Below are 16,728 nucleotides of genomic sequence, written 5' to 3'. Positions count from 1 at the left end.
TGCCCCGGCCGGCAGATTGTTCAAGCCACAGAGGCGACCGTAAACACAACGTCCCGGATCTTTTCCGTTCGCGCTTTTCGCGGATTAGACTGGGATGCCGTGTGCGCCGAGGAGAAATTGGAGATGAAGAACCAAACCGGCAATGAGGCTCAGGCCCGAACGCCCACCGCCCCACCGGAAGGCAGCAGTATCTGGCAGCAGTTCGAGATGATGCGGCACGCATTCGTCGACTCGCCGGTTTTGAAGCCTATCCTGTGGCTCGCGGCCGGCAGCTTCACCATAATCATCGTCACCGCCATCGGGCAGATCGTTCTCAATCGCTGGTACCGGCCCTTCTTCGACGCGATCGAGCGGCGTGATCTCAACAGCTTCTTCTATCAGCTCATGCTGTTCGTCCTGCTCGCCGGCGTCCTGCTGGTGTTCAACGTCGCCCAGCAATGGCTCAATCAGATGGTGCGCTTGAAGCTGCGCGAAGGGTTGACGTTGGACTTGATCGGCGAATGGATGCGGCCGCGACGTGCCTTCCGACTGGCCAATGCCGGCACGATCGGCGTGAACCCGGATCAGCGCATGCAGGAGGATGCCGGACACCTTGCCGATCTCACGACCAGCCTCGGATTCGGGCTTTTGCAATCGTCGATCTTGCTCATTTCGTTCGTCGGCGTCCTCTGGTCCCTTTCAGCGGGCTTTGCCTTCCAGATCGGCGAACGGTCGCTGGAAATTCCGGGCTACATGGTGTGGGCTGCAATCCTCTACGCCGGCTCCGCATCGTGGCTGAGCTGGCTCGTCGGCCGCCGGCTGATCGTTCTGAACGGCGAGCGCTACGCCCGCGAGGCCGATCTTCGCTTCTCGATGATGCACGCCAACGAGCATATCGACGGTATCTCGCTTGCGGGCGGCGAGGCTGGAGAGCGACGGCGTCTGCAACTCGACCTCTCCTCCGTGCTCGACGCCACGCGCAACATATTCCGAGCCGAAATCAATCTTGCCTGGGTTCAGGACGGCTATGGCTGGGTCACGGTCGTCGCGCCCATTCTGGTTGCGGCGCCCGTCTATTTCGCGGGAAACATCAGCTTCGGCGGCCTGATGATGGCGGTGGGGGCGTTCAATCAGGTGCATTCGTCGCTGAAATGGTTCGTCGCCAATGTGAGCGCGATAACGGACTGGCGCGCAACGCTGCTGCGCGTTGCCGCCTTCCGCCGCGCGCTGATCACCGCAGACACGCTGCATGGCGACGAAAAGCGTATCGACTTCGTCGAGAACGACACTGCCACCATGACGTTCGAGAACCTCGAGGTGGTCTCCCGCTCGGGGCGAACCAGGCTGGCAGAGTCTCGTATCGAGATCGCCCCCGGTCAACGGGTCAACATCATCGGCGATCCGCGTGCCGGGAAGACGCTGGTCTTCCGCGCGCTCGCCGGGCTATGGCCCTGGGGAAGCGGTCGCGTGGGAATGCCTGCCGGCGAAACCGTGGCCTTCATTCCTCGCGCGCCTTATTTCCCCCGCGGCCGGCTGCGCGACGCCCTTGCCTATCCGCACGCCGACAGTTTTCCCGACAAAGTGCTCGTGACTGCGCTTTCGAAGGTCGGGCTCGACCACCTTGCGACTTCGCTCGATCGCGAGGCCCGTTGGGAACGCGAACTCGGCGACGACGAGCAGCGCCTCCTGGCCTTCGCCCGGCTCCTCGTGCAGAAACCCCGTTGGGTCGTCATCGACGAAGCGCTGGAGACCATGGACGCCGATGCCCTGAAACGGGCACTTTCGATCTTCGAGGCCGACCTGCGGGAGACCGCGGTAATCAAGATCGGCCGAACGCCGCGGAACGGAGTGCAGTTCTCTCGCGTGATCCATCTCGTCAAGGACGCCGAAGGCCCGGCCCTGAAGCCGGTTCGCCTCGGCGGAGGCGTTTCGGGCCTGGAGGTGGCCGCACGCGGTGCGCCTTGAAGTCGGATCAGCCGTGCTGCGGCCTGAGGAGACGCGCGACTGCTGCTTCAAACACCCCGCCTGTTGCCCCAGATGAGGACATGCAGTTGCGGCAGGACCCGCGCCCCGAACCACCGGTCTGCAACGACCCTGTCGACCAACCAGCGCATCCGCTCCATCACGCCGTCGATATCGATCGGCGCGTCCGCCTGGTCCGCGGGCGGCGGCGTATGATTGCCGGGCTGCAGATAGACGGGCAGATCCGGCTGGCGCGCGGCGGCGGCCCGCGCATAGGCATAATCCGTCTCGTCGAAGACCACGAACTTCAACACCGTCTGCGGCTTGCTCCCAGCACTGCGGCGACAGTCGTCCAAGGCTTCCCAGTCGGTCTCCATCCCGCTCGAGGGCGGCTTGGGACTGAGCACCAGAACGTCGAGAGCGGCGAACCAGTCGCGGGCAAGCGAACCTTGCGTTTCCAGGGCAAATCGATAGCCCTTTTCGAGCCCGCGGGCGATCAGATCGCCGAACGGCTGTATTGCCGGGTTGCCGCCCGATAGCGACACCATCACAGCTTCTCCGCCCGAAAGCCGAACGATTTCCTGCCAGACCTCCTCGGTCGACATCTTTTGCCATTCATGCCGGTAGCTGCTGTCGACGGCATGGAGGCTGTCGCACCAGGAACAACGGAAATCGCAGCCGCCGCTCCTGACGAATACCGTCGGCAGGCCGATCAGCACCCCCTCCCCCTGGATCGTCGGTCCGAAGATCTCGCTAACGCGGATTTCGTCGGATCGGGTGTGGATCATGGGCGATACTCCGCCCAGGTCTTTGCCGTCTCGCTGACGCGAACGGCCGTCGTCTCGGGTAGCCGGGCTCTGCACCATTCGTAGAAATGCTGCGCCAAGCATTCCGCCGTCACCCGATCGTGCCCGAGCACGTCGTTCAGATGGCGGTGGTCGAAGCACTCGTCGATATATTGCTTCAGAGGTGCGAGCTCGTGATAGTCGCGCACGAATCCGTGCTCGTTCAGCCTTTCGCCGGAAAGCTCGACCTCGACGATGTAGTTGTGCCCATGCAGTCGGGCGCATTGATGCTCGGCCGGAAGGCTCTTCAGCTGGTGCGAGGCGGAGAAATGGAATTCCTTGGTGATGCGGAACATCATTTCACCTCTTCGGCAACGAAGGAGCCGGTCGCCGCCACCCAGAAAACCGGATCGTCGTACTCCGTCGGATCAGGGACACCCGCGAGGTGAAAGGCTTCGCGCCGTTCGACACAGGTGCCGCAGCGCCCGCAATGGTGGGTACCGCCCTTGTAGCAGGACCATGTCTCGGCAAAGGGCGTGCCGTGCCTGGCTCCGTCCGCGACGATGTCGGCCTTGGCGACGTTCACATAGGGCGCATAGAGCGCAACATCCGCATATCCGTCGAGCGCGCGGTTCTGCATCGCCTGGAAAGCGTCGATGAAACCCGGCCGGCAATCGGGATAGATGAAGTGGTCGCCGCCATGCACGGCGGTCGCGACTGCATCCGCCTTGCGGGCTGCAGCGACGCCGAAGGCGATGGCAAGCATGATGGCGTTGCGGTTCGGCACCACCGTCGCCTTCATCGTCTCTTCGGCGTAGTGCCCGTCCGGCACGTCCAAATCGTCGGTCAGCGCCGATCCGGTGAGATGGCGGCCGATCTCGCGGATGTCGATGATCTGGTGCGGGACGCCGAGGCGCATGGCGCAGGCGGCGGCGAAATCCAGTTCCTTGCGGTGCCGTTGGCCGTAATCGAACGACAGGAGGCCGGAAAGCTCCTGTTCAGCCGCGACCTTGTGCGCAAGCGAAACGGAATCCAATCCGCCGGAGCAGATTACAATTGTCTTCATGACAGGTGTCCTTGTTTTGACCGGGTAGGCTGCGACCGGAGTTCTACTGCGCGCCTTCTAGGCCATAGAGGACCGTTTGTGAATGGCCGACCGGTATGGAAGAAACGGATTGTCCAACGGCCAAAAATCAAAAACTGAGCCACAGGGCCCCCCCCGGGAGCAAGCACTGTCAGTTTGTTGAAAAGGGTTGCCCGAAAACCAAGGGCACAAAACGAACCGCATGCCAGCCCGGTTCCATTCGCAAGCGCCGCTCGGACCTATGCACGCGCCGAACCGACAAAGGTCCGATCGTCTTCCAGACTATGTGCCGGCATCCCTTCGGTCCGAAGTCCCAGCCCGGAACACGTTACGCGGGTTTGGGTTGGTAGGCAGGTTGCAGCCTCAAGGACATCAACGTAAGGAAAGGAACTCCAATGCGGTATTTCATCAGGACGGCCCTCGCGGCGGGCCTTCTCGCGGGCACCACCCTCGGCGCGTTCGCGCAATCGAGTACAACGATCGGCACCGGCGGCACCAGCGCCGGCGGCGGGACCTCGAGCAGCACCGTCGGAACGGGCGGAAGTTCGGCTGGTGGCGGTTGCGATCCGAACACCAGCGATTGCCAGTCCGGCTCTGCATCGACACTGGGAACGGGCGGATCTTCGGCCGGCGGCGGTACGTCAAGCAGCTCGGTCGGGACGGGCGGATCGGCCGCCGGCTCGGGTAGCGCCGGCTCCGCTTCGACCCTTGGCACCGGCGGCTCGTCCGCGGGCGGCGGAAGCTCCAGCAGCTCCGTTGGAACCGGTGGTTCAGCCGCTGGATCGGGTGGCGGAACATCGGATGAGACCACCGGCAGTGTCCAGGGCGATGAAAACAGCGCCCGCGACGCCGCTCAGGATGATGAGAGCAACAAGAATTGTCCTCCTGGCCTCGCCAAGCAGGACGCCTCAAAGGGCAACAAACCGTCCTGCTGACGTCAACTCGGCTGGCTTCGGAGCGCCCTCCGAAGCCAGCGTTCTTCAAAAAAGGAGGAGCTCCGATGACCTCCAGTTCATTTTTAATCCCGGCTGTCACGGCACTGTTCGCGGCTGCTATGGTCGCCCCGGACCATGCCGCGGCGAAAGAGATCAAACTCGACGACGGTTCGACATGCATGGTCATCGAACATGAACAGTCGGAAGGGGGCAGCGTTTCGTCGTCGGTCACAGCCGGTTCTGGCAGCGTATCCTCGTCCACGACGGTTGGCGGCGGCACAGCAGCGAGCGGTGGGTCTGCCAGCAGCAGTTCCGCATCCTCGGCGACGAGCGGATCCTCCGGCGGAGAGAGCTTTGCGACCGCGAGCGTGACCCGCCCCGATGGCACCACCATTACGCGCCGGTCGGATGGAACCTGCGCAATCATCCAGCCGAAAAAATGAAAGGAGCTGTGATGCTTCGAAGAACGATACTCGCAATTTCCGTCGTGATGTCGGCATCGGCTGCCTTCGTACCAGCGCACGCTCAGGACTGCGATGTGGCCGGAACTGTCGGATCTGGCGGAAGTGCCGCGGCCGGCGGCACCTCAGCCAGCACGTCGGGAACGGCCGGCACATGCAGAACCGATGACGGAACGACATCGTCGATCGGCGTCGGCGGAAGCGCAGCAACCTCGCAAGGAAAGGCAAAGAGCCAGACGAAGGTAAACGAGAATCCCTCCCAGCTGCAGGGACAGTCCAAGGCTCAGGCCATGGACAAAGGAACGTTCAGCAAGTCACAGACCAAGACCAAGGTTACGGACGACGGACTGCAGAGCCGGACGAAGACCATGTCCCATGTTCCGGGCGAGAAGCCGACCAAGAGCACGACGAATACGTTGATTCCGTTGCCGCAAGAGTGACTGCGGCATTGGGACCTCAGGCAGGCCCAAGACCTTGTAACTCGTTGAAAATTGGCGCGGCCCTGCCCGCCGAGCCGTGCGCCTGTCTACACGACCGGTCGATCGCCGCATCTTTGCTCGCAGCGGTCGACCGGCCGTTTGCCCGGGCTTGTGGCCTCATCCCTCGCTGAGAATGAGCCCCTTCGTCAGCTCCAGTGCCTGTCTTTCGAAGAGACTGCGATAGATGCCGCCCTTGACGCGGATGAGCGCCCCGTGATCGCCTTCTTCCGCAATGCGGCCCCGATCGAAGACCAGCAGCCGGTCCAGCGCACGCACCGTGGAAAGCCGGTGTGCGACCACGAGCGTGGTGCGCCCCGTCATCAGTCGCTCCATGGCCTGCTGGATCAGCACCTCGGACTCCGAATCGAGGCTCGACGTCGCCTCGTCCAGGATGAGGATGGGTGCATCCGCCAGAAAGGCGCGGGCAATAGCGACCCGCTGGCGCTCGCCGCCAGAGAGCTTCACGCCACGTTCGCCGACCAGCGTCCCATAGCCCTTGGGCAAGGCGGCGATGAAGTCATGCGCGCTGGCAAGCCTTGCCGCCTCCTCGATGTCGCGCTGCGTCGCTCCCGGCCGTGCATAGGCGATATTCTCGGCAAGCGAGCGGTGAAACAGGATCGGCTCCTGCTGCACGATGGCGATCTGCTGGCGCAGAGACGCCTGGGTGAAGTCGGCGATATTCTGCCCGTCGATGCGGATCTCGCCGGCATTCAAGTCATGGAGACGCTGGATCAGCTTGATGAACGTCGTCTTGCCGGAACCGGAATGCCCGACGAGACCGACACGCTCGCCGGCCGCGATATTGACCGAGAATCCCTCGTAAAGGGGTGCGCGGTGGGCCCCGTAGTGAAAAGTCACATCGCGGAACTCGATCTCGCCCTCGGTGATGCGGATGGGCTTTGCGCCCGGCCGGTCCTCGACGCCGAGCGGCTGGCCGTGAATGGCGACGAGCTCCTCCATGTCGTTGATCGACCGCTGCAAGTTGCGGATATGCATCCCCACCTCCCGCAGATAACCCTGCAGGATGAAGAACGAGGTGAGCACGAACGTTATGTCGCCTGCGGTCGCCTGCCCTCTCGCCCACAGCAGGAGAGCAAAGCCGATCACGGCCGCGCGCAGGACGAGAAGCATTGCGCCCTGCGCCGTACCGTTGAGCGTGCCGCGCGACCAGGTACGGCGCGTCCGGTTCTCCCATTTGCGGAGAACCTTGGCGAGACGTGCGTCCTCTCGCCCTTCCGCACCGAAGGCCTTTACGACGGTATTGCAACTGACCGCATCGGCGAGCGCCCCGCCAAGCCGTGTGTCCCAGCTGTTGGCAAGGCTCGCCATCGGCGCCACATAGCCGAGTGACAGGGAAACGGTAACGGCGATGAAGGCGATCGAGCCGAGACCGATGATCACCCCCATCATCGGCCAGTACCAGGCCATCAGCGCCGTGGACCCGACCAGCATGACGATAGAAGGGAAAAGCGCGACGAGAAGCGTATCGTTCAAGAGATCGAGCGCCCACATGCCGCGCGTGACCTTGCGGACCGTGGAACCGGCGAAGCTGTTGGCATGCCAGTCACTGGAGAACCGCTGGATGTGATGAAAGGCGGCCGCGGCGATATCCGACATCATCTTCAGCGTGAGGCTGACGATACCCATGAAGGTCACATGCCTGAGGATGATGGCACCGAACGACAGCGCCATCAACATCATGAAGGCCGCCATCGCCGCGTTCCAGGCAACCTCGTCGCTCGCCGCACCTGAAATCACCGCGTCGACCAGCCGGCCGGAGTAGAGCGGCGTAAGCACATCGGCGAGCGTCGAAAGCAGTACGGTTGACAGTAGAGCCGCGAGCCGCACCGGCTGCTTCTTCCAATGGGCCCAGGAGAATCGAAAAACGCTACGGAAGGCGCGGTTGCGCGCCGTGAAACGAGTAAATGCCATAGGTGTTGCCCGGTGACGAGCGCACCGGCCTCAATATTTCGAAAGCGTGAAAATGCCGTTGGGGAAAGGGTCAGAACGGCATCAGCGGATCGCCGGCTTCTAAGAAGAAGCGGTGGGGCGATGACAATTCCTGCCTGCTGCGAAGAAGCGCGAACGCTTGCGTCAGAAGGTCAGGATCGTGGATCCGCCCCGTAGGGAGAAGAAAATGCCTGCATCGTAACCTCCCTAATCTGATTGCCGGAGGACCGCTTATAGTTGAGGACGCGGCGCGCGCCAAGCGCCAATATTGTATTTTCCTGCAAGCAGAGCCGGCGTGCTGCAAGTTTGCAACAGTTTGCCGGATCACGCCGCGACATGCGGCCATAGCCTGCGGCATCCGGGATCGAACGTCGGTTCAGTCTGGGGTCCCCGCCGCGAAGCTGTTGAAAATGCCGCGATTTTGCAGAACTTTCATAATGTGTTGGAAATTTCGCCGCTATTCATTGCAAAGCCTGCCCTGTCGAATTTCAGAAATCATCCTCAGAGGTTGCCCGTGCAGAACAACAACATTCTCGTGGTCGGCGGCGCCGGCTATATCGGCTCGCATACCTGCCTTCAGCTTGCGGCAAAGGGTTACCAACCCGTCGTTTACGACAACCTCTCCAACGGCCACGAGGAATTCGTCAAATGGGGCGTCCTCGAAAAGGGCGACATCCGTGACCGGCAGCGTCTTGAAGAGGTTCTTGCCCGGCACAAGCCGCGGGCGATCCTGCATTTCGCGGCGATGATCGAGGTAGGCGAGTCGGTCAAGGACCCGGCCGCCTTCTATGACAACAATGTCATCGGCACGCTGACCCTTTTGTCTGCGGCGCTTGCCGCGGGCATCGATGCCTTCGTCTTCTCATCGACGTGCGCGACCTACGGACTACCCGACAGCGTACCGATGGACGAGAGCCATAAGCAGGCGCCGATCAATCCCTATGGTCGCACCAAGTGGATCTGCGAGCAGGCGCTGAAGGACTACGGTCTCTACAAGGGCCTTCGCTCGGTCATCCTGCGCTATTTCAATGCCGCGGGTGCAGACTTCGAGGGCCGCATCGGCGAATGGCACGAGCCTGAGACCCATGCGATCCCGCTCGCCATCGATGCGGCACTTGGGCGGCGCGAAGGCTTCAAGGTCTTCGGCACCGACTACGAGACGCGCGACGGAACGTGCGTCCGCGATTATATCCACGTCCTCGATCTGGCGGATGCCCATGTGCGGGCGGTCGACTATCTCCTGGAGGGTGGCGAGAGCGTCGCACTCAATCTCGGGACCGGCACCGGTACCACGGTGAAGGAGCTGCTGGACGCCATCGAAAAAGTGGCCAAGCGACCGTTCAACATCGGCTACGCCGAACGCCGGGAAGGCGACTCGACCACGCTTGTCGCCAACAATGACAAGGCGCGTCAGGTTCTCGGCTGGGAGCCGCAATACGATCTCGCGGCGATCACCGAATCGGCCTGGAACTGGCACTCGCGCAGAAATCAGGGCGGCTGATCTTCCCGACCAGCGACCGTGGCTGCCGGAAATGACGGGGCAGCCCGGTCTTCCAGGTAAGCCGTTCGGGCTTTTCCTGGAGCTTTTCTATTCGGCCGCTCGGCGTGCCGGGCCCGGCGTGACACGCCGGGCCCGGCCGCGCCGCAGCAACGGGCGTTCGAGCATCATATAGGCAGCGATCCCTATGAGCGTTCCCGAAAGAACCCCCGCGAACATCGTCACGGGTGCGCCGAGACCGATCGCAAGGCCTGCCTTGGCCACGACAGAAATCGCAAATGTGTGCCAGAGATAGATCGAATAGGAGGCGTCTCCTAGAAGCCCCGGCAGCGGCAGCGCCCGCACGCAGCCGTTCACCTCGAGCGAAAGCACCCCGGTGACGAGCAGAACCGCCAGCGGCCCGGTCGTCAGTTCGTCGAATGGCAGGCCGAGCACACCGATGAGAGCGAAGCCGCCGAGCGAGCAGGCGAGCAGGGCAGATCCAACGGCGAGCGGCGGTACCCTGCCCTTCAGCCAGAACTCCCCGATGATCATGCCGGCGACGAATTCCAGAATGACCGGTCGCGTATAGGTCAGCATCACCGGATCGTCGAAGGCGACCACGCGGCCCACGATCACCAAGGCAAGGAACAGCCCTGTGACGACGGGCAGCCGCCAGTTGCGCGGCATGAACAGCGAGCCGGCGAAGACGGCGTAGAAGAGCATCTCGAAATTGAGCGTCCAGCCCTGCACCAGCACAGGCCAAATCTCTCCACTGCTCGGCGAGCGCGCGGGCACGAAGAACAGCGACGCCAGAACATGTTCCAGTGTCAGCACCAGATTGGGGAACAGACCCGCCAGTGCCCCGGCGACCATCACGGCGGTCGCGAGCCAATAGACCGGCACGATGCGGCGGCAGCGATCGGCGATGAATTCTACGGGGGTCACGGATCGGCGGTCGCTGATGACCCACATGATGAAGCCGCTGATGACGAAGAAAACATCGACGCCGGCGGCTCCGATCGTGAAATGATAGCCTGTCTTTTCCGCAGCATGGAAGAGCACGACGGCGATTGCCGCAGCCGCGCGAAGATATTGAATGCCGTAGATCGTCTTCAATGGCCGTCTCCCGGCCGCGGCATCATCGGGCCGAAAGACCGCCCGTAGGGCGCCGGATGGAATCCTGCCGGCCAGAGCAGGGTCGCTGCCTGCCGGCGACGCGGTATCGTCAGTTTCCCCGCCGTGAAGTACAAAAGGAAGGATCCGACGTGGTAGGGAGTGAGTATATCGATTTCGACGAAGGCACGAACGAAGAGCAGCGCGCCGACACCGAAGAGCACCATCGCCTCCGGATCTCGATCCTCCGCGAGCAGGCGCTTCAACTGGCCGACGAGCGCTATGACCAGCACCATGGTAAGCAGGATCAGGCCGACCAGGCCCGTCTCCACGACCGCTTCGATAAAGGTGTTGTGGAAATGGAACCCGGCGCGCGAACCGATATAGAACTCCTCCCATAGCCGCTCGGCCTCGGAGAAGCCCTGCACCCAATAGGCCTGGTAGCCGACGCCGAAGAGCGGCGACGCCTTCGCCGCCTCGATGCCCTGCTGCCAAAGATAGGTGCGCCCGGTGAGCGTCGAATCTTTGCCGAAGGCGCCGAGGATCAGATCGACGCCGCCGGCATAGATCATCGCGACGGCGGCAACGCCGCCGAATACCGACGCGGCAATGAAGAGGAGCTTCCTGCTCGCGGGACGCAAGGCCGTGATCGCCCGCATCCCGAGGCAAAGACCGATGACGGCCGCGGTCGTCAACACGGAGGTCGCCGATTGCGACGTCAGCAGGCAATAGGCTGCAAGCAATCCGGCAACCCCTGCCGCGCCCATCCACAGGCCCTTTTCCCCGAGCACAAAGACGGCCGCGAAGGCGAAATAGATGCCGAGCGAGGCGTAGAAGCCCAACTGGTTCTTCGACGCGAATGCGCCAACGAAGCTGTAGGTGCCGTCCAGCGGATCGTAATGATAGGTACCGAAGAGCAGCGAATAGAGGAGCACGATTGCGGCGCCCGCAATCATGCCGCGCGTCAGCGTGCGGGTGTCGATCGTGCGCATCGCGATGAGCGCGCAGACGACATGGCTCAGATACTGTATTCCGGTGCGCAGCGACAAGGACGGGGCCGCAGACCAGAAGATCGAAATGCAGGCGAAGATGGTGAAAGCGAATATCCAGAGATAGCTGGCGTAGTTGCCGAGAACCTTGCGGTAGTCCACGAGGACGAGCGGCAGCCACAGGCCATAATAGGCGAGGATAGAAACCTGTCCGAAGCGCGCCGAATAGGCAAAGACGAAGAGCGACAAGGCCAAGGCGAAGATGCCGTAGACTTCATTCGCTCCAGGTCTGACAAGGCTCGCCTTGGATATCCTCATGCCTGCCTCACCGCATTGCCAGGGCGGTATTCACCTTGATGACATCGCCGGGGAGCACGGGTGTGTTCTCGTCGGCGGCGATTTCGGTCGGCTTGCCGTCCTTGTCGCGAATGATCGAATAGGTGATCGCGGCGGCCTGATCTTCGAGCTGGGCGGCATCTGCCGACTGCAGCAGCGCCTCGGTCATGAGATCCCGGCTGGTGCCGAGCTTCAACGTCAGCGTGTCCAGCTCGGCTTCGGTGTTCTGCAACTCTTGAGCGAGCTGAGCATCCCAGTCGTTGCGGAGGTTCGTTTCGTCCTGCGCCGCTTTGCTCGCATCCTGCTTCGCCTTGAGGGATGCGGTGTCGATGTCCAGCAGTGACGCCTGAACGTCCGCGACCCGCTGCTCAAGGGACAGTTTGCGCTGGCTGAGCGCCAGCCCTTTTTCGGCAAGGCTGTCGACCTTGTCGCGATCCTCGGTGGCAAGGTCGAGCTGGCGCGCCTGCGTTTCGGCTTTCTTTGCGAGTGCTTCTATCTCGCTTTGAAGAAGGGATCTCAGATCGGCAAGCGCATCGAGCTGACGCTTCTGGCGCTTGTCACGCGATTCCATAAGCGCGATCTCGCTGGCGAGCAGCTTGTCGGCGTCCGGAACGTTCTTGAGCTCCTCGGGCATGGGGATTGTGTCGCGCTTGCCGATTTCGGCAAGCAGTCGCGCGCGGCGAATGAGCAGGCGGCTGCGTTCCGCAACCTGCACCGCGGATTCCCCGCTGGCATTGATGTAGTCGCGCGCGAATCGCTGGCCGTTATCCGCCCGCCGCAGCCCTCCCCCGAGACTGACGGCCTTCAAGACCGTCAAGTTGGGAGCATAGGGGTATTCTCCCGGCGTCTGCACCTCGCCGGAGAGATAGATCGGACGATATTGCGCCATCTCCACCGACGCGGATGGGCGATCCCTGAGGCCGAAAAGCTTCTGCATCTTGACGCCGATCTCTTCGGCCACCTCCTGCGTCGTCTTGCCGGAGGCAGGCAGATCGCCGACGAAGGGCAGGGAAAGGTTGCCGGATGGGCCCACCGTATAGTCGCCGCTGACGGCAGACCAGTCGCGGACCGTTCCTTCGGCGGTTTGCCACTCGGCCACGCGAACCCGAAGCTTGTCCATGACGCCGAGCCGGTATTCATCGGCCGACGCCAGCGACGCCCCTGAGGCTGCGAGTGCAGCAAGGAGCGCCAGGCGGGTAAAATAGGAAGCCATGCGGGAACCAGCGGATTTCGCTGATCGTCTATTCGATTGCATTTTTGGATATTTCCGTTGCTCGACGTTGCCCGTGCCGGGCCGGCGCCAAGATTTCAGTAGCTGCCGCGGGAGAGGCAGACGGCAGGGATCGTCTTGAAGACAATGACAAGGTCGGCGAAAAGCGACCAGTTCTGGACATATTGCGTGTCGAAAGCGACGCGCGTGGCGTAGGAGACGTCGTTGCGGCCGCTGATCTGCCAGAGCCCCGTCAGGCCGGGACGCGAGCGCAGATAAAACACGGCGGCCGAATCATAGAGTTCGAGTTCGTCTTCGACCACCGGACGGGGGCCGACGACGCTCATTTCACCGCGAATGATGTTGAGGAGTTGCGGCAACTCGTCGAGGCTGAGCTTACGCAGGACTGTCCCGACAACGGTGACACGCGGATCATTCTGAAGCTTGCGTGTCGTACGCCATTCTTCATAGGCGTCGGGATTGTTCCTGAAAAACTCTTCCAGGACCTGGTCGCCCTTTTCCATCATCGTACGGAATTTGAGGCACTTGAAGGATTGGCCGTTGTGACCGATTCGACGATGGCCATAAAAGACGCTGCCGCCGTCCGAGAACTTGACGAGGGCCATGATGAGCAAAAAGAGCGGGCTGAAGAGAAGGAGGGCCACGGAGGCGGCAAGAATGTCGAAACTGCGTTTTGCCATGCCCCCGATCGGTCGGACTGCCCCGGTTTCCTCGGGGATAAAAAACGGCGAACTGGCCGAGCGAGTCGCGGACTTCATAGAGGTGACTCCATTTACGTTGGCGATTGTCGGTCCCGTGGGACGCGGGCTCATCTAACGTGAGTGTGTGGTCAGAATTTGTTTTTTAAAGGCGGAATGATGGCAGCCCTCCGGCGCCCTTCCCCCAGAGGCTTCAAGCCAGCTAAAGTCGCGAAATATTACGAAGAGTTAATTTCGGAGAGCGCAAATCAGGCTCAGGATAGTTCCCCGCGGCATCGCACACCGGAAACATCATCGGGGGCTAGTTATTTCGGATTATAAAGTATTGTTAATAGACGCATCATTCTGCACTGGCGGACGGCGGACCACTGGCGCCCGAAATTGACGCGCGGCAACTTCCCTCGACAGTTTTTGCATTGCAACATTTTATTGCGGCGCACAGTTGCTCGGGCTACCCGCCCAAACAGGTGTAACAAAAGTTGATTGGAAAAAAGGGTCGGCTACACGCCGTTAGAGGCAGCGTGCAAGACAGCTTTACGAAAGGCCCTGCAATTTTAGGGGCACGGCGGCCGCGTTCGCTCCGCATCCATTTCAAGCGGCAAACTGCCCCCGAAATGGGGAACTTATCCGCGATCACACCCGTTTGAATTGTGCGAAATGGAGCCAATGCTTAAAGACGGCGGAAAGATTTCCGATGTATGCTCGACTGCAACAAAGTAGCGTTTCCTGGTTGAAGAGAAAAGCGGGCGCTAATATAGTGGCCGGGCAGGAGGAGAGGGCAACAACTCTAATGAGGTTCCCAATCGCAGACCCGAAGGTAGGTTAGCGCCATGTTCGCACCGCGTGTTTTTCTGAGCATGATCGGCGCGTTGGCGGCTTTTGCCGTTGCAACTTATTACCTCAACGGATCGCCCGCCTCGACGGCGATTCAGACCCTGATCTGCGCAGTCCTTATTCAGGTCGGCTACTTCGCCGCCGTCCTGTTCCTCGTATGGAAAGAGGCACGGGAGCGCCGCAGGCTTTCTTCTCAGAAGCAGTTCGTGACGGCCGAAGCCGCCAACGATGAGAAGCAACCGGGGAAGGTCTCGTTGCGCAGACTGAACCGGCCTCATCATCTCAATTCCTGAGCGGCTGACGCTGCTCTCCTTCGCACTTGCAAAAAATTTTTCGCCTGACGCGTTTGCGACATGATCGCGCGGCATGGTTCGGCACCTTCGCGCCCTTGAGGCGCGGCAGCCGATAACTTGCTGGAGGCCTCACATGACCGCAGCCGCGCCGACGGACGTCTGCATCATCATTGCCGCAAAGAATGCCGCCGACACCATCGCACGCGCGATTGCTTCGGCGCTTGCCGAACCGGAGGCGGCAGAAGTCGTCGTCATCGATGACGGCTCGACCGATGATACCGCTTCGGTGGCACGCGCTGCGGATGACGGAACGGGGCGGCTGAATGTCGTTCGCTTCGAAGAAAACCGCGGCCCCGCGGCCGCGCGCAATCATGCGATTGCGATCTCGCATTCTCCGCTTATCGGCGTGCTCGACGCGGATGATTTCTTCTTTCCGGGACGACTGGGCCAATTGCTTTCGCAGGACGGCTGGGACTTCGTCGCCGACAACATCGCCTTCATCGATGCCGCGCAGGCGGCAAACGCGCACGGCAGGATCGACCGGTTCGACCCTACTCCCCGGCTCATTGATCTTGTCGGCTTCGTCGAAGGAAACATCTCGCGGCGCGGCTTGCGGCGCGGCGAAATCGGCTTTCTGAAACCGCTGATGCGGCGCGCCTTCCTCGACCAGCACGGCCTGCGCTACAACGAGACACTGCGCCTCGGTGAAGATTACGATCTGTACGCTCGCGCCCTCGCCAATGGCGCACGCTACAAGATCATCCACAGTTGCGGCTATGCCGCGGTCGTCCGCGGCAACTCGCTGAGCGGCAGTCACCGGACGATCGACCTCAAGCGTCTCTATGAGGCGGACCGTGCAATTCTCGCAGGGAGCCGACTGAGCAGCGACGGCGAAGCGGCGGTCCGCCGGCATGAGCGGCACATTCGCGACCGCTACGAACTACGGCATTTTCTCGATCTCAAGAATCAGCAGGGCTTCGGTCGTGCAATCGGCTACGCCCTGACCCATCCGGCCGCACTGCCGGCGATCGTTGGCGGAATTCTTGCGGACAAGACCGAACGTTTTCGTCCGTCCGATTCGCCCGCGCCCCTCGCTCTCGGTGGAAAGGGCGAAGTGCGCTATCTGCTCGAGACTCTCGCCGTGGATCAGCCTCAAAAATAATCCCGGCGTATGCCGTCGAGCACAGTGCGGAAACGCTCCTTGCGCTCTGCCAGCGCACTGTCCCTGCTCAATTGTGGCGCCGCGCGGCTTGCCTGCCACAGCGCCAGCGTCGCCGGCGCAGCGAGCGCTCGCTTGGCGGTAGCGCGCAATGAAGTCTGGCGTGGTTCACGCTCGGCGACGGCCAGGTCTCCGTCGATCTGCCGGCGGTTCGGGTCCTCCGGCTGCGGCTCCTTCGCCTGGAACTCCATGCCCCAGAAACGGGCACCCTTGATCATGGCTTCCGCCCGCGTCGATACCGGCACCCGCCGGGGGCGATAGGTGACACCGAGGGTCTGGGCCCAGTCGTTCCATTTGAAACTGTTGATGCTGTGCGACGTACTGACCGCGGTCCAGGGAACGCGGAACGCGTCGGCCAGGATGGCGCCGTGCATGGATTCGGCGACGATAAGCTCCGACTGGCCGATCTTTCGGATGACGTCCTTGGCCTCGCCACGCGGGTCGATATAGTTGAGCCCGACCGCGTCGCAGATCGCCGGCCACAATCCGGCGATCGCCGATTCCCAGTGTGGTACGAAGCTTCTTTTATAAATCTTTCGAAGGTCTTGAAACTCCGGAAGGTCAGCGACCATCACCGCAGGATCGATGATGCCGAGCTCGGGAGCCACGCCGACCTTCGCAGCCGTCAGCGGGCCGCGGACCGAGCGGATATCCCATTCCTTAGGGTCGCTCATGTCGGGAAGCGTGCCGTAGCCGAAACCGCTGCCGATGACGAGCTTATGGGTGGCCTCGGGCAGCAGTGCGCGGTTCAAGACCGTTCCGACCCCGACGAGCAGCGTCTCCGGGTGGACCTCGCGAAAACCGGGCAGCAGGAAATCCCAAAGCCACAGGTTGAGGTCGTCACCAAAATTTCCGTGCTGGGATTCCCAATAATACGGCTTCATGACCGTCTCCGTTTGT

Annotated in this window: 16 protein-coding genes; 7 read left to right on the top strand and 9 right to left on the bottom strand. The window is 62.0% G+C overall.

Annotation, left to right across the window (positions count from 1 at the left end; all coding sequences use genetic code 11):
• The first annotated feature begins 123 nt into the window (after positions 1–123).
• A complete protein-coding gene (locus AC5J09_RS06855) occupies positions 124–1,944 on the top strand; it encodes an ABC transporter ATP-binding protein/permease (RefSeq protein ID WP_324763753.1) in 1,821 nt (606 codons plus the stop codon).
• Positions 1,945–1,991: 47 nt separating this feature from the next.
• Here the strand turns inward: AC5J09_RS06855 and queE are convergent, their stop codons facing one another.
• Genes queE through queC form a run of 3 tightly spaced genes read right to left on the bottom strand, consistent with a single transcriptional unit; the run spans position 1,992 to position 3,792 of the window.
• Positions 1,992–2,729, bottom strand: a complete 738-nt coding sequence (gene queE, locus AC5J09_RS06850; RefSeq protein WP_127712266.1) for a 7-carboxy-7-deazaguanine synthase QueE — start codon at positions 2,727–2,729, stop codon at positions 1,992–1,994.
• On the bottom strand, positions 2,726–3,082 hold the full coding sequence (queD, locus tag AC5J09_RS06845) for a 6-carboxytetrahydropterin synthase QueD (protein ID WP_026168810.1): 357 nt from the start codon (positions 3,080–3,082) through the stop codon (positions 2,726–2,728). The genes queE and queD overlap by 4 nt, the downstream gene beginning before the upstream one ends.
• Positions 3,082–3,792, bottom strand: coding sequence for a 7-cyano-7-deazaguanine synthase QueC (gene queC / locus AC5J09_RS06840; protein ID WP_324763754.1), 711 nt, complete (start codon positions 3,790–3,792; stop codon positions 3,082–3,084). Before queC ends, queD begins: the two co-directional genes overlap by 1 nt.
• Positions 3,793–4,205: 413 nt before the next feature.
• Here queC and AC5J09_RS06835 point away from each other — a divergent pair, with 413 nt between their 5' ends.
• The 3 genes from AC5J09_RS06835 (at position 4,206) to AC5J09_RS06825 (ending at position 5,646) form a co-directional block, all read left to right on the top strand.
• The gene (locus AC5J09_RS06835) at positions 4,206–4,745 is read left to right on the top strand and encodes a hypothetical protein (protein WP_018097010.1); all 540 of its coding nucleotides are present in this window, start codon (positions 4,206–4,208) and stop codon (positions 4,743–4,745) included.
• Positions 4,746–4,810: 65 nt separating this feature from the next.
• Positions 4,811–5,188, top strand: coding sequence for a hypothetical protein (locus AC5J09_RS06830; protein ID WP_100670352.1), 378 nt, complete (start codon positions 4,811–4,813; stop codon positions 5,186–5,188).
• A gap of 11 nt (positions 5,189–5,199) precedes the next feature.
• Positions 5,200–5,646, top strand: coding sequence for a hypothetical protein (locus AC5J09_RS06825; protein WP_102764490.1), 447 nt, complete (start codon positions 5,200–5,202; stop codon positions 5,644–5,646).
• Positions 5,647–5,802: 156 nt separating this feature from the next.
• On the opposite strand, the gene AC5J09_RS06820 is transcribed toward AC5J09_RS06825, so the two are convergent.
• Positions 5,803–7,617 carry an ABC transporter ATP-binding protein gene (locus AC5J09_RS06820; protein ID WP_100670354.1) on the bottom strand — a complete coding sequence of 605 codons (1,815 nt, stop codon included), beginning with the start codon at positions 7,615–7,617 and terminating at the stop codon, positions 5,803–5,805.
• A gap of 532 nt (positions 7,618–8,149) precedes the next feature.
• Here AC5J09_RS06820 and galE point away from each other — a divergent pair.
• On the top strand, positions 8,150–9,136 hold the full coding sequence (gene galE, locus AC5J09_RS06815; RefSeq protein WP_324763755.1) for a UDP-glucose 4-epimerase GalE: 987 nt from the start codon (positions 8,150–8,152) through the stop codon (positions 9,134–9,136).
• Positions 9,137–9,223: 87 nt separating this feature from the next.
• On the opposite strand, the gene exoZ is transcribed toward galE, so the two are convergent.
• Genes exoZ through exoY form a run of 4 tightly spaced genes read right to left on the bottom strand, consistent with a single transcriptional unit; the run spans position 9,224 to position 13,542 of the window.
• A complete protein-coding gene (gene exoZ / locus AC5J09_RS06810) occupies positions 9,224–10,231 on the bottom strand; it encodes an exopolysaccharide production protein ExoZ (protein WP_324763756.1) in 1,008 nt (335 codons plus the stop codon).
• Positions 10,228–11,535, bottom strand: a complete 1,308-nt coding sequence (locus AC5J09_RS06805; RefSeq protein WP_100670358.1) for an O-antigen ligase family protein — start codon at positions 11,533–11,535, stop codon at positions 10,228–10,230. Before AC5J09_RS06805 ends, exoZ begins: the two co-directional genes overlap by 4 nt.
• 7 nt (positions 11,536–11,542) lie before the next feature.
• Complete coding sequence (exoF, locus tag AC5J09_RS06800; RefSeq protein WP_324763757.1) at positions 11,543–12,808, bottom strand: exopolysaccharide production protein ExoF; 1,266 nt, start codon at positions 12,806–12,808, stop codon at positions 11,543–11,545.
• Positions 12,809–12,861: 53 nt separating this feature from the next.
• Positions 12,862–13,542, bottom strand: coding sequence for an exopolysaccharide production protein ExoY (exoY, locus tag AC5J09_RS06795; protein WP_100670362.1), 681 nt, complete (start codon positions 13,540–13,542; stop codon positions 12,862–12,864).
• A 770-nt stretch (positions 13,543–14,312) separates the two neighbouring features.
• Between exoY and exoX the strand changes: the two genes are divergently transcribed.
• Positions 14,313–14,609 carry an exopolysaccharide production repressor ExoX gene (gene exoX / locus AC5J09_RS06790; RefSeq protein WP_324763758.1) on the top strand — a complete coding sequence of 99 codons (297 nt, stop codon included), beginning with the start codon at positions 14,313–14,315 and terminating at the stop codon, positions 14,607–14,609.
• A 133-nt stretch (positions 14,610–14,742) separates the two neighbouring features.
• Complete coding sequence (gene exoU, locus AC5J09_RS06785; protein WP_324763759.1) at positions 14,743–15,771, top strand: succinoglycan biosynthesis glycosyltransferase ExoU; 1,029 nt, start codon at positions 14,743–14,745, stop codon at positions 15,769–15,771.
• On the opposite strand, the gene exoV is transcribed toward exoU, so the two are convergent.
• Entirely contained in the window at positions 15,762–16,712 is a 951-nt protein-coding gene (gene exoV, locus AC5J09_RS06780) for a succinoglycan biosynthesis protein ExoV (protein ID WP_324763760.1), read from the bottom strand. The genes exoU and exoV overlap by 10 nt on opposite strands.
• Positions 16,713–16,728: the final 16 nt, after the last annotated feature.

Source organism: Sinorhizobium sp. (assembly GCF_059070375.1).
The sequence above is the reverse complement of the archived record's forward strand: the minus strand, read 5'-3'. Positions and strand labels throughout refer to the sequence as shown.

What these genes read in the sequence shown, in the direction of transcription:
- AC5J09_RS06855 (WP_324763753.1), top strand. Translation starts at nt 124, where the DNA reads ATGAAGAACCAAACCGGCAATGAGGCTCAGGCCCGAACGCCCACCGCC.
- queE (WP_127712266.1), bottom strand. Translation starts at nt 2,729, where the DNA reads ATGATCCACACCCGATCCGACGAAATCCGCGTTAGCGAGATCTTCGGA.
- queD (WP_026168810.1), bottom strand. Translation starts at nt 3,082, where the DNA reads ATGTTCCGCATCACCAAGGAATTCCATTTCTCCGCCTCGCACCAGCTG.
- queC (WP_324763754.1), bottom strand. Translation starts at nt 3,792, where the DNA reads ATGAAGACAATTGTAATCTGCTCCGGCGGATTGGATTCCGTTTCGCTT.
- AC5J09_RS06835 (WP_018097010.1), top strand. Translation starts at nt 4,206, where the DNA reads ATGCGGTATTTCATCAGGACGGCCCTCGCGGCGGGCCTTCTCGCGGGC.
- AC5J09_RS06830 (WP_100670352.1), top strand. Translation starts at nt 4,811, where the DNA reads ATGACCTCCAGTTCATTTTTAATCCCGGCTGTCACGGCACTGTTCGCG.
- AC5J09_RS06825 (WP_102764490.1), top strand. Translation starts at nt 5,200, where the DNA reads ATGCTTCGAAGAACGATACTCGCAATTTCCGTCGTGATGTCGGCATCG.
- AC5J09_RS06820 (WP_100670354.1), bottom strand. Translation starts at nt 7,617, where the DNA reads ATGGCATTTACTCGTTTCACGGCGCGCAACCGCGCCTTCCGTAGCGTT.
- AC5J09_RS06805 (WP_100670358.1), bottom strand. Translation starts at nt 11,535, where the DNA reads ATGAGGATATCCAAGGCGAGCCTTGTCAGACCTGGAGCGAATGAAGTC.
- exoF (WP_324763757.1), bottom strand. Translation starts at nt 12,808, where the DNA reads ATGCAATCGAATAGACGATCAGCGAAATCCGCTGGTTCCCGCATGGCT.
- exoY (WP_100670362.1), bottom strand. Translation starts at nt 13,542, where the DNA reads ATGAAGTCCGCGACTCGCTCGGCCAGTTCGCCGTTTTTTATCCCCGAG.
- exoX (WP_324763758.1), top strand. Translation starts at nt 14,313, where the DNA reads ATGTTCGCACCGCGTGTTTTTCTGAGCATGATCGGCGCGTTGGCGGCT.
- exoU (WP_324763759.1), top strand. Translation starts at nt 14,743, where the DNA reads ATGACCGCAGCCGCGCCGACGGACGTCTGCATCATCATTGCCGCAAAG.
- exoV (WP_324763760.1), bottom strand. Translation starts at nt 16,712, where the DNA reads ATGAAGCCGTATTATTGGGAATCCCAGCACGGAAATTTTGGTGACGAC.